The 12,458-nt window shown below is 44.4% G+C and carries 11 protein-coding genes; 8 read left to right on the top strand and 3 right to left on the bottom strand.

Annotated features, from left to right (window positions below):
• The first annotated feature begins 98 nt into the window (after positions 1-98).
• Positions 99-1,364 carry an MFS transporter gene (locus tag ACH0QE_RS10930; RefSeq protein ID WP_415800712.1) on the top strand — a complete coding sequence of 422 codons (1,266 nt, stop codon included), beginning with the start codon at positions 99-101 and terminating at the stop codon, positions 1,362-1,364.
• Entirely contained in the window at positions 1,318-1,956 is a 639-nt protein-coding gene (locus ACH0QE_RS10925) for a TetR/AcrR family transcriptional regulator (protein ID WP_415800711.1), read from the top strand. Before ACH0QE_RS10930 ends, ACH0QE_RS10925 begins: the two co-directional genes overlap by 47 nt.
• Before the next feature lie 177 nt (positions 1,957-2,133).
• On the opposite strand, the gene ACH0QE_RS10920 is transcribed toward ACH0QE_RS10925, so the two are convergent.
• Positions 2,134-2,841, bottom strand: a complete 708-nt coding sequence (locus tag ACH0QE_RS10920) for a hypothetical protein (RefSeq protein WP_415800710.1) — start codon at positions 2,839-2,841, stop codon at positions 2,134-2,136.
• Positions 2,842-3,059: 218 nt separating this feature from the next.
• Between ACH0QE_RS10920 and gatC the strand changes: the two genes are divergently transcribed.
• Genes gatC through gatB form a run of 3 tightly spaced genes read left to right on the top strand, consistent with a single transcriptional unit; the run spans position 3,060 to position 6,260 of the window.
• Positions 3,060-3,350, top strand: coding sequence for an Asp-tRNA(Asn)/Glu-tRNA(Gln) amidotransferase subunit GatC (gene gatC / locus ACH0QE_RS10915; RefSeq protein WP_041966935.1), 291 nt, complete (start codon positions 3,060-3,062; stop codon positions 3,348-3,350).
• An 11-nt stretch (positions 3,351-3,361) separates the two neighbouring features.
• The gene (gatA, locus tag ACH0QE_RS10910) at positions 3,362-4,819 is read left to right on the top strand and encodes an Asp-tRNA(Asn)/Glu-tRNA(Gln) amidotransferase subunit GatA (RefSeq protein WP_415800709.1); all 1,458 of its coding nucleotides are present in this window, start codon (positions 3,362-3,364) and stop codon (positions 4,817-4,819) included.
• Positions 4,820-4,832: 13 nt separating this feature from the next.
• Positions 4,833-6,260, top strand: a complete 1,428-nt coding sequence (gatB, locus tag ACH0QE_RS10905; protein ID WP_415800708.1) for an Asp-tRNA(Asn)/Glu-tRNA(Gln) amidotransferase subunit GatB — start codon at positions 4,833-4,835, stop codon at positions 6,258-6,260.
• A 279-nt stretch (positions 6,261-6,539) separates the two neighbouring features.
• On the opposite strand, the gene putP is transcribed toward gatB, so the two are convergent.
• Both putP and plsY read right to left on the bottom strand, forming a co-directional pair.
• A complete protein-coding gene (putP, locus tag ACH0QE_RS10900; RefSeq protein WP_415800707.1) occupies positions 6,540-8,015 on the bottom strand; it encodes a sodium/proline symporter PutP in 1,476 nt (491 codons plus the stop codon).
• A gap of 196 nt (positions 8,016-8,211) precedes the next feature.
• On the bottom strand, positions 8,212-8,832 hold the full coding sequence (gene plsY, locus ACH0QE_RS10895; RefSeq protein ID WP_415800706.1) for a glycerol-3-phosphate 1-O-acyltransferase PlsY: 621 nt from the start codon (positions 8,830-8,832) through the stop codon (positions 8,212-8,214).
• A gap of 629 nt (positions 8,833-9,461) precedes the next feature.
• Between plsY and ACH0QE_RS10890 the strand changes: the two genes are divergently transcribed.
• The 3 genes from ACH0QE_RS10890 to ACH0QE_RS10880 all read left to right on the top strand — a co-directional run.
• A complete protein-coding gene (locus ACH0QE_RS10890) occupies positions 9,462-10,403 on the top strand; it encodes a diacylglycerol kinase (RefSeq protein ID WP_415800705.1) in 942 nt (313 codons plus the stop codon).
• A 313-nt stretch (positions 10,404-10,716) separates the two neighbouring features.
• Entirely contained in the window at positions 10,717-11,268 is a 552-nt protein-coding gene (locus ACH0QE_RS10885; protein ID WP_415800703.1) for a cysteine hydrolase family protein, read from the top strand.
• Between the two features lie 94 nt (positions 11,269-11,362).
• Positions 11,363-12,458: nicotinate phosphoribosyltransferase (locus tag ACH0QE_RS10880; RefSeq protein WP_415800702.1), on the top strand; the 1,096-nt coding region annotated here is incomplete at its 3' end.

Genomic DNA, 12,458 nt, shown 5'->3' with positions numbered 1-12,458 from the left:
GACCAAATTTTATAAAAGTATTGAAAAACGACACTTATGTCGTTATAATAAGGGTAACCAAAACGACATCGGTGTCGTTTTATTATGGAGGGATGATAATGGGCGATCTTTTAAAAAATAAAGGGTTTATCACATTAATGCTTGCACAGTTAATATCAAGTATTGGTGACTGGTTAAGTGTTGTGGCAATCATCACGATGGTTGGATTGAAATGGGAGGCTTCTCCAATGGAGGTTTCCTTTATCATTTTATGTTTGGCTGTCCCAATGGCACTGCTTGGACCATTTACCGGAACGATTGCCGACCGTTTAAACAGAAATGTATTAATGATACTTTCAGACTTAGTGAGAGCAGTACTTATTTTGGTTCTTGCATTTGCGGATTCGTTAGTAACTGTGTATGTATGTCTCTTCATGGTCGGAATGCTATCTGCGCTATTTGTACCGGCAAAGAACGGCAAGCTTAAAGAACTGATACATCAGGAAAAGATGAAAAGCGCTATGTCCATTACCTCCATGATTGATTCAGGGACGAAGGTGCTGGGACCATTGTTAAGCGGACTCTTGGTCGCGGCTTTTGGCACACAGCTGGTGTTTCTTATCGATTCCGGAACCTTTGTTATTTCAGCGCTTCTGCTGCTCACTTTGCCAAAGGCAGCTGCTTCAATAAAAATGGAATCAGATGAACAAAAGGGAACTTCGTTTAAAGAAGATTTTTTGGAAGGCATCAGATTTATTAAAGGAAATCGTTTCTTGATTGTTGGGATTACGGTGTTAGGAGTGAGCCTGTTAATTTTGCAGCTTTCCGACTCACAAATCATCGTATTACTTAGGGAACTGTCGAATGTTTCACCTGATCTGTTTGGTTATATAGTTACTGCATCAGGTGTGGGAATGTTTTTTACAGGATTGCTGTTGGCTAAAAAAACAGAATACAATGCCCTGATTTTGATGTTTATTGGAGTTTGTGGGATTGGGGTCAGTTTTAGTATGATGGCTGTATTGACTCAATTGGATTTAGCGCTGCCGGCTGTATGGGGACCTGCTTTGGGAATGGTTGCCGGATTTTCTGCCGGATTGGTATTCATCCCTTTCCAGGCTGCTGTCCAGACGGATACTCCAGTACACATGACAGGCAGGGTATTCGGCGTTTTGAATAGTGTAACGACCACGGCGACGATCATTGGGCCATTGGCTGGCGGATTGCTTGCCACTGTACTGGGAGTCATCCCGACATTTGTGATTACTGGTTTATTGTTGGTTGCGGTCTCGATTGTCGGCTTGATTTTTAAAAGTAAAATAGAACGGGGGAGAACGAATGTCTCCGAAAGTCAGTCAGGAACACATGGAACAGCGTCGAGCTGATATATTGAAGGCAGCACAGGAAGTTTTCATTGAATATGGTTACGAGCGGGCCACAATGAAGCACATATTGGATGCTGCAAATATTAGCAGAGGCGGACTGTATCAATATTTTTCAAGTAAAGAAGCTGTGTTTGAAACGATTCTGGAAGAATCACTAGCCATGGAATTAGATGATACTTTGGATAAGGTAAAGAAAAATGCAACATCTTATTGGGATATGCTCATGCAAACCATCTTTGGCGAGGACGGAGAGCCTGATGATGATATGGATCCATTAGCACCGGCAAAACTTGAGTTTTTTATAATAGGAAGAAATGATGAACATAGAAGAGAATATGGGTCCGGCCGGTACAATAATGGCTTGAAATTATATGCGACGATTATTGAACATGGTCAAAAGAGTGGGGAATTCAGCCTCAGGTTTGATCATCAAATCATAGCACGTTCGATCATTTCATTTATCGATGGCTTGGCAGTAGAGCATGCTATGTTATCGAATGAAGATTTAAAGATCAAAGAGCAATCGATCTTATTTGTGGAATATTTAAAATTGGCACTTGGAATCAGTGATCAATCGACGAGTGGCAAATAACACAGTGGGCTCCAAAGGATTATGTAACACAGGATTCGCCAGAAAAGGGAAATGGGGTGGAACCAAATTCCATCCCATTTTCCATACCTGGTGTACGGTCGTCGTCGCTTCAAGCGGTGAACCATCTCAAGTTGACTATAAAAACAATCTATTTCATTAGCAGTAACTAGAGATGTTTCAAATTAAAATGAACAATACTGTTGAGGCCACAACTCCTAAAATGAACGGAAGCAGCTTGCTCTTGCGTTCTTTTGGCAGTTCTTCTTTAATGGTATTTAATAAGATGCCTCCTGCCAGCCAGCTGAACCATAGGGCAAAAATGAAGGTTGGAAGTGTGACGAGGTAGCCGAGCAGCCATCCCCCGACCACAGAAACAGCCAGGATCAGTGAACCCCATGGGTCATATCGCTTTTTATGGTCGAGCCGGAGTCCGACATCATTGACCATGAGGTGTAAGATGAAAACGGCTGTGAAAATGATTAATGCTTTAGGTTCCTGTTTCAAGCCTTTAATCAGGTAATAGCCAATGAACGAATTATAGAGGACAAAGGCTCCTATATGAAAAATAAAGACAGAAAGATTAGATCTGTTCTGTTCAGAAGCTTTCACAAAATGGTTTATGGAATAAAAAGCGATGAAGCCAATCGTCGCGACCAAGTACAAACTATATTCCTCGTAATGTTTTGGAATGTGTATAAGTTTATTGAAATCCTTCTGCACCTTCTGGAATTCAGGTAAAAGGTGCACGATCACATAGGCAACGGAAGCGCCGCCTGCGAAGCTTAATATAGGCTTACGCGGCTGCTCCATCAATTTTGAGTAGTATCTTACAGATAGATGAACTCCTGCTAACAGGATGACCAGGAAAAAAGTTAAAATTGCCAAGTTCTTTACACCTCCTTAGGCTATTCCTTCCCGCTGTTAATCAACGACAAACTATTAACACGAGTAAAAATCACTTGCAAAGTGGCCTTATTTATCTGCGATCTCACCCCACTTCTGTTAAAATAGTACAAACAGTAAGGCTTGTATTGCTTTAACGTGGAAAACTTTGCTATGATCATTATTATTATTGTCTGACGATTTACGATGGAGGTGCTTTTATGTCAAGGATTTCTGAGGAGCAGGTGAAGCATGTCGCACACCTGGCGAGATTGGCGATTACAGAAGAGGAAGCGCAAATGCTGACGGACCAGCTGGATAAAATCATTACATATGCTGAGCAGTTGAATGAGTTGAATACGGACAATGTTGAACCAACTGCACATGTGCTTGAAATAAAAAATGTCATGCGTGAGGACCGTGCAAAAGAGGGCTTGCCGCGTGAAGAGGTATTGAAGAATGCGCCTGAGCATCAGGATGGGCAGATCAAAGTACCAGGAATTATGGAGTAGGAGGGCCTGAGATGAGTTTATTTGAACATAAGATTTCGGAGCTTCATGAGCTTTTACATAAAAGAGACCTGAGCGTTTCCGACCTGGTTGATGAATCTTTCAAGCGGATTGGCGAGGCCGAAGGGAAGGTCCAGGCGTTTTTAACAGTAGATGAAGAAAATGCAAGGGCAGCGGCGAAAGCATTGGACGACAAGGCAGTGCAAAGCGCGCCAACCAATAAGTTGTATGGCCTGCCAATCGGCATCAAGGACAATATTGTCACAAAAGGCCTGCGCACAACAGCGGCGAGCAAGATTCTTGAAAACTTTGATCCTATCTACGATGCGACTGTCATCCAGAAACTGAAACAGGCTGAAACGGTGACGATCGGCAAGCTGAACATGGACGAGTTTGCAATGGGGTCTTCAAATGAAAACTCTGGCTTTAAGAAAACTCTAAACCCATGGAATCTGGACCGAGTGCCGGGCGGTTCTTCTGGTGGATCGGCTGCATCGGTAGCCGCAGGGGAAGTGCTGTTCTCACTTGGTTCGGATACAGGCGGTTCCATCCGCCAGCCGGCATCATTCTGTGGGGTTGTCGGGATAAAGCCTACGTATGGCCTTGTTTCACGCTTCGGTCTGATTGCGTTCGCGTCCTCTCTGGATCAGATTGGGCCAATCACGCGCAATGTTGAAGACAACGCTTTTCTGTTAAAAGCAATCGCGGGACATGATGAAATGGATTCAACTTCCGCCAATGTAGATATCCCTGACTATATCGCTTCATTGACTGGCGATATCAAGGGCTTAAGAATCGCTGTGCCTAAGGAATATCTCGGTGAAGGCGTGAACGAAGAAGTTCGTAAATCGGTGATGGATGCACTTGTCGTCCTGGAGCGCCTTGGTGCAACCTGGGAAGAAGTTTCACTGCCGCACTCGAAGTACGCCCTGGCGACCTATTACTTGCTGTCATCATCAGAGGCGTCCGCAAACCTGGCGCGTTTTGACGGCGTGCGATATGGCTATCGTACTCCAAACGCAGAGAACCTGATTGAAATGTACAAAAAGACGCGTGCTGAAGGATTTGGTGAGGAAGTAAAACGCCGGATCATGCTTGGTACGTTCGCACTTAGCTCTGGATACTATGATGCTTATTATAAAAAAGCACAGAAGGTCCGCACGCTGATCAAGCAGGACTTTGAAAATGTATTTGAGAAATACGATGTGATTGTCGGGCCGACAACACCGACACCAGCGTTTAAAATTGGCGAGAACATCGGTGACCCGATGACAATGTACGCAAATGATATTTTGACGATTCCGGTTAACCTTGCAGGTGTGCCGGCCATCTCAGTTCCTTGCGGTTTTGATAAAGGTCTGCCGCTTGGCTTGCAGATTATCGGCCGCCATTTCGATGAAAGCACTGTATACAAGGTTGCCCACGCATTCGAGCAGGCAACTGAATTCCATAAACAACAACCTGAGCTGTAAAGGGGTGAAAACGATGAAGTTTGAAACGGTAATTGGCCTTGAGGTCCATGTTGAATTAAAAACAGAATCGAAAATCTTTTCGGCGAGTCCGAACCATTTTGGTGCCGAGCCGAATATAAATACAACCGTAATTGACCTTGGTTACCCGGGAGTCTTGCCTGTCGTGAATAAAACAGCGGTTGATTACGCTATGAAAGCCGCTATGGCTTTGAATTGCGAAATAGCGGATCATACGAAATTTGACCGGAAGAACTATTTTTACCCGGACAACCCGAAGGCCTATCAGATTTCACAGTTCGACAAGCCGATTGGCGAGAACGGCTGGATTGAGATTGAAGTGAATGGCTATAAAAAGAAAATCGGAATTACGCGCATCCATATGGAAGAAGATGCAGGCAAGCTGACACACGGAAATGGTTATTCATTGGTGGACTACAACCGCCAGGGGACACCGCTTGTCGAGATCGTATCGGAGCCCGATATACGCACTCCCGATGAGGCATATGCCTATCTTGAAAAGTTAAAGTCCATCATCCAATATACGGGCGTATCGGATTGTAAAATGGAAGAAGGTTCACTCCGCTGTGACGCGAATATTTCCATCAGGCCAGTTGGCCAGAAGGAGTTCGGCACGAAGACAGAGCTGAAGAACCTGAATTCATTCAACTTCGTTCGCAAAGGGCTTGAGTATGAGGAAAAGCGCCAGGAGGAGGAAATTCTCGCTGGCCGTGAAATCCAGCAAGAAACACGCCGTTACGATGATGCGAATAACACGACGATCCTGATGCGAGTTAAAGAAGGCTCAGATGACTATCGTTATTTCCCTGAACCTGACCTGCCTGATCTTTATATCGATGAGGAGTGGAAGGCGAGAGTGCGTGCGGAAATTCCTGAGCTTCCAGACGAGCGTAAAAAGCGATATGTCGAGGAAATGGGACTGCCAGCTTACGATGCAGAAGTGCTAACGGTATCAAAAGAAATGGCTGATTTCTTTGAGTCGGCTGTGAAGGCAGGAGCAGACGCTAAACAGGCATCGAACTGGCTGATGGGTGAATTCTCAGCCTATCTGAAGGCTGAATCTAAAGAGCTGCATGAAACAGCATTGACTCCAGAAGGTCTTGGTGGAATGATCAAATTGATTGAGAACGGCACGATATCCTCCAAGATTGCAAAGCAAGTTTTCAAGGAATTGGTTGAGAACGGCGGCGACCCGGAGAAAATCGTCAAGGAGAAGGGACTCGTCCAAATCTCAGACGAAGGTGAACTGCTCAAAATCATTACCGAAATTATCGATGCCAACCCGCAATCAGTAGAAGATTTCAAGGGTGGCAAGGATAAAGCAAAAGGTTTCCTTGTCGGCCAGATCATGAAAGCAACAAAAGGCCAGGCGAACCCGCCATTAGTGAATAAATTGCTTGTTGAAGAATTGAATAAGAGATAATAGCGAAAGCTGACGATTTGTTCGTCAGCTTTTTTGTCGATATTTCCCGAGAAATGATACCCTGTTGGAAATGAATTGGGTTCTTTCTATCATAGTCTGCTCATAAAATAATCTACAATTTTCAAGTTGCCAAGAAACATTCGGCATTAATATCGAATTTTTCTGAATCTCCACGTGGAACATCCGACATGTTGGCTGCCGCTTAATTGCCTGGATAAGAGCTCTACCTAACTACTATAAAAATGCCACAGAGCTGAAATCTCTGTGGCATTTCTACTATTAAGATTTTAAATTCTCGATACTCATATCGAATTCTTTTTCAATCTCAGGATTTTGTTTGTAAGTTACCAAGCTGACGACTACCGAAATTATAAGGTTGATGATGAAACCTGGGACGATTTCGTACATCACATCGCTCAATCCGAGGTTGCTCCAGATAACAACGGTAGCTGCACCGGCAATCATACCGAGGATCGCGCCCCAGTTGGTCATCTTTCTCCAGTACAGGCTCAGCAGGATGATCGGTCCGAACGCTGCGCCGAATCCTGCCCATGCGTATGCAACCAGGCCAAGGATCGTGTCGTTCTGTACCCATGCAAGTGATGCAGCGATAATGGCTACTGCCAGTACCGCCATACGTCCGAAAAATACGTACTGCTTATCAGATTTTTCTTTCTTGAATAAGATTTTGTATAAATCCTCAGTCAATGCGCTGGACGTAACGATCAGCTGGGACGAGATGGTGCTCATGATCGCTGCCAAAACAGCTGCCAGCATGAGGCCGGCGAACAATGGATGGAAGAACAATTGGCCGAGCTCGATGAAGACGGCTTCTGGATTCTCCAGTTTTACATCTGGATTCTGTTTGAAATAAGCAAGACCGATCAGGGCAGTCAGCATTGTCCCGATTAGCGAGAAAATCATCCAGCCCATCCCGATTCTTCGGGCGCTTTTTGTTTCTTTTACAGTTGTGATCGCCATGAAACGAGTGATGATATGAGGCTGTCCGAAATAACCAAGGCCCCAGGCAGCAGTTGAAATGATGCCAAGCACAGTAGTGCCTTTGAACAAGTCAAGCAGGGTAGGGTCAATCGCTCTGACTGTATCAAATGTTTCGGCTGGTCCCCCAGTCTTTCCGAATCCGATAATAGGAACGAGCAGCAGGGCGAAGAGCATCATCATCCCCTGGATGAAATCTGTATAGCTTACCGCAAGGAAACCACCGAATAGTGTGTACGCCACAACTACAGCAGAAACAAGTAATAAGCCGGTGTGATAATTAAGATCGAATGAACTCTGGAAGAAAACGGCTCCGGCGACCATTCCGGAAGAAACGTAGAAAGTAAAAAATAGAAGAATAACAATTCCTGATACAATTCTTAAAAGCTTTGTATCATCTTTAAAACGGTTTTCAAGGAAGCTGGGAATCGTGATGGAGTCATTTGCTACATGTGTGTAAGAACGAAGTCGAGGTGCTACATAAAGCCAGTTGAGATACGCGCCGACGGTCAATCCGATGGCAATCCACGCATTCGCTAAACCGCTTACATAGATCCCCCCTGGAAGACCCATCAGCAGCCAGCCGCTCATGTCAGCCGCGCCTGCACTAAGCGCTGTGACTGCCGGACCTAGCGATCTGCCGCCAAGCATGTAGTCAGTCAGGTTGCTTGTCTTTTTGTAGGAATACCAGCCGATATAAAGCATCGCGGCCATGTAGATCCCGATGGCAATGATTTGATACATTTCATTGGACATAATCTTTCCCCCTTTGTTATTGTGAAAAAATATTAAAAAAAATATTGCTAATACAATTAATATTCTATCATTTCAAATAAATGATTAACAATCTATTTTTTCGCCAAAATTACTATTCCTTCAATAGTAATTTGCTTTTCTAATATATTTATAGTGCAAAAGAATAACCATGGCTCGGGAAAGCCATGGTTAATGTTCACATCTTGTGATCTTTTGGTGGAAGACGGTCGCCTTTTACTTTTCTATCATTGATTTTCGGTTCTTTTTCGCTGAAAAAGTTCTGCAAATTAGAACGATGGAGGAAAACTAAAAATAAAATAAAAGCAGTAAAGATGAATGGCTCATGAACTTCCGGAGAAAAGAATGAATAAATGAGCATCGCGATTCCCACCGATATCGAACCCATAAACACATATTTGGTTAGAAAAATGACGGCAAAAAAAGTCAGATATACGGCCAGGAACATTCCGATATCAACAACCAGCAGTGCCCCTGCCGTCGTGGCAATCGCCTTGCCCCCGCGGAAGCCCGCAAAAATCGGGAAGCAGTGGCCTATGACCGCAATCAACCCGGCATACAGCGGTTCAAATGGAGTATCGAAGATCAGCGGAAGAGAAGCGGCAAGCATCCCTTTTGCGACATCCACAAGCAGAACGACAATGGCCGCTCGCTTTCCCATGACCCGCAATGTATTCGTCGCGCCAGGGTTTTTACTGCCGTGGTCCCTGATATCAACATGGAAAAAATATTTGCCAATCAATAAAGCGGTAGGAATGGAACCGACCAAATAAGCTGCCAAAAGACAAATCCAAGTCATATAACGTCACCCTTTTAATCTAGTTAGAGAATTTTATTCTGAAATAGTCCTTGTCAGAATGTTTATTTTACAGAGTCAATCGTTTCTTGATAAGTATGTACAATGCTGAAAACGTGTTTTCTGCAGACAGTGATTGTACAGGCCAAAACCTTCGGGAACTATTATGCCGTTTTTAACGTCTGTTGTATCATATAGCAGTATAGTTCTATTTGAATGTACTGCTGATTCTCATTTGCTGGAGTATCTCCAGTGTTTGGATGAGAAAACTACAAGTCCAATTGACAGATCAATATTGCGGCATGAATCATAGCTGCTTTTGTACAGGTTATAACCGGGTAATAAGGTCTCTATAGGCTGCATCACGCAATCTCAATAACGGGTAGGGGTTTCCAATTTATGTAACCATTCTCTTTGTATTGTAAAAAAGAACGAGTAGGAATGGAAGAGTTTTTTGAAAAATACGATAGTTAACACTTTGATTTAATAGTGGGTTTCTTTTTGGCAAATGGACAGGATTTAGTTTATGATATATCCGGTACGATCGATATTGAGGTAATTGCCTGGATAGAAGTAATGAGCTATGATGTAAAAGGATGGAATTAAAAACCATATTAAGTAGGATGATGGGTATGAAAAGAGCAAGAATCATTTATAATCCGACTTCGGGTCGTGAGATTTTTAAAAAGCATCTTGCGGAGGTCTTGGTAAAGCTGGAGAATGCCGGCTATGAGACATCATGCCATGCAACGACAGGTGAGGGGGACGCGACGCAGGCTGCGAGGATTGCGGTTGAGCGGCGCTATGATCTGGTAATTGCGGCTGGCGGAGATGGAACGATCAATGAAGTGGTCAATGGAATCGCTGAACAGGAATACCGCCCGAGGATCGGCGTCATTCCAGTCGGCACAACAAATGACTTTGCGCGCGCGCTCCATATCCCAAGGGATATAGAAGCTGCGGTCGACATCATTGTTAAAGGCGAAACGATTCCGGTTGACGTAGGGCGAATTAACGATAAATATTTCATAAATATTGCTGGCGGCGGCAGGCTGACGGAGCTGACATATGAAGTGCCAAGCAAACTTAAGACAATGCTGGGCCAGCTCGCTTATTATTTAAAAGGAATCGAGATGCTGCCATCCATTCGTGCTTCTGAAGTAAGCATTGAGTATGATGGAAAGCTATTCGAGGGCGAGGTCATGATGTTCCTCGTCGGGTTGACGAATTCTGTCGGCGGCTTCGAACGCCTGGCTCCAAATTCGTCAATCAATGATGGAATGTTTTCTTTATTGATTTTGAAAAAGACGAACCTGGCCGATTTTATCAGGATCGCTTCGCTCGCTGTCCGCGGTGAGCATATTAATGACCCAGGCGTCATTTACACGCAAGCAAACCGCATCAAGGTGCATGCTAAGGAAACCGTCCAGCTGAACCTCGACGGCGAATACGGCGGCAACCTGCCAGCTGAATTCGAAAACCTGTTCAGGCACATTGAAGTCTATGTGCCGTTGGATGAAATCCGTCCAGAAGACAGGCCGGAGAACCTGGAATTGAATTTTAAAGCAGATTGATGAAGGAACCACTCCAAATTGGGGTGGTTTTTTTACGATTGGAAAAAGGGTATAGGAGGATATTCCTTAAAAAGTGATGATAATCCTTAAAATACAAATATATTCCTTAAACCTACAGTTATATTCCTGAAAAGTTGATTATATTCCTAAATCAAAAAATATTGCTGATTCTTGACCTATTTTCAGAATGAATTCAAGGCACCAAAGGTAAGCCTAGTTATACCAAAAAGCTCCCATCGATATGAAAAATTTGCCTGTAAATCATATTTGGAAGAAAATAAAAGATAATAAGATAAAAGGATGTGGATACATAATGGGGAACAAAGCGTTGATCAATATTGACTATACGTATGATTTCGTGGCGGACGATGGCCGGCTGACTTGCGGTGAGCCGGGTCAGGCGATTGAGGTGAAGCTTGTCGGCGTGACGAAGGAGTTCATCGAAAATGGTGACTATGTTGTTTTCGCGATCGATGTCCATGATGAGTGCGATGAGTTCCATCCGGAGACGAAGCTCTATCCTCCTCATAATATCCGCGGGACGAAAGGCAGGGATTTGTTCGGCAGCCTGCAGGGAGTTTATGAAGAAAATAAGCATCTCGACCATGTACATTATATCGACAAAACGAGGTATTCGGCATTCGCCGGGACGGACCTTGAGATTAAACTGCGCGAGCGAGGCATCACAGAAGTGCATCTCGTCGGTGTATGCACCGATATTTGCGTCCTTCACACGGCAGTCGATGCTTATAATAAGGGATTTAAGGTTATTGTGTATAAGGATGCGGTTGCTTCTTTTGATCAGGTGGGCCATGAGTGGTCGCTCCGCCATTTTGAGAGCTCGATTGGCGCGGAGGTAAAGTAGCAGCCATTTGCAAGGCCACATGGTGCGGAGCGTAGTTTCATTTTATCCGCTAAATGGTCAAGCGGTTCAGGGCAGTATATATGGAGGTTTATTGATGAGTACAAAATTCACAGACGATAGTTTAATGCTACACACGGACTTATACCAATTAAATATGATGGAAACTTACTGGCGTGATGGCGTCCATAATCGCCGCGCGGTGTTTGATTTATTTTTCCGTAAGCTTCCTTTCGGTAACGGCTATGCGGTTTTTGCCGGCCTTGAAAAAATCATCAATTATATCGAAAACTTCGGTTTTACAGAAGGTGATATTCAATACCTGAGGGAAGAAGGAAGTTTTGATGAGGATTTCCTTGCCTTCTTAAAAGATATGAAGTTCACTGGCTCGATTCGTGCGATGCAGGAGGGTGAGATTGTTTTTGCCAATGAGCCGCTGGTTAGGGTCGATGCACCGCTTGTTGAAGCGCAGTTGATTGAAACGGCGCTGCTTAATATCGTGAACTACCAGACATTGATTGCGACAAAGGCTTCACGAATCAAGCAGGTTGTAAAAGATGAAATCGCGATGGAGTTCGGTACCCGCCGTGCGCATGAAATGGATGCGGCTCTCTGGGGCACGCGCGCTGCATATGTTGGCGGCTTTGATTCCACCAGCAATGTGCGTGCAGGCAAGCTGTTCGGAATCCCGATTTCCGGAACGCATGCTCACTCGATGGTACAGGCTTACAGGGATGACTACACCGCATTTAAAAAATACGCTGAGACGCATAGGGATTGTGTTTTCCTAGTCGATACGTATGATACGCTAAGGTCAGGAGTGCCGAACGCGATTAAAGTCGCAAAGGAATTTGGCGATAAGATCAATTTCATCGGCATCCGCCTCGACAGCGGGGACCTTGCATACCTTTCAAAGGAAGCTCGTAAAATGCTTGATGAAGCCGGTTTTAATGATTCGAAAATCGTTGCATCCAGCGACCTGGATGAGTATACGATCATGAACCTGAAAGCACAGGGTGCGAAAATTGATACTTGGGGAGTTGGTACGAAGTTGATCACCGCTTACGAACAGGCTGCCCTTGGCGCTGTTTATAAAATTGTCTCAGTCGAGCGGGCTGACGGCACGATGGAGGACACAATCAAGATTTCCTCCAATCCGGAGAAAGTGACAACCCCTGGCATCAAAAATGTTT

The organism is Mesobacillus sp. (assembly GCF_047739415.1).
In the GTDB taxonomy this organism is placed as follows: domain Bacteria; phylum Bacillota; class Bacilli; order Bacillales; family Cytobacillaceae; genus Mesobacillus.
This window is presented reverse-complemented; position numbering and strand designations above follow the sequence as displayed.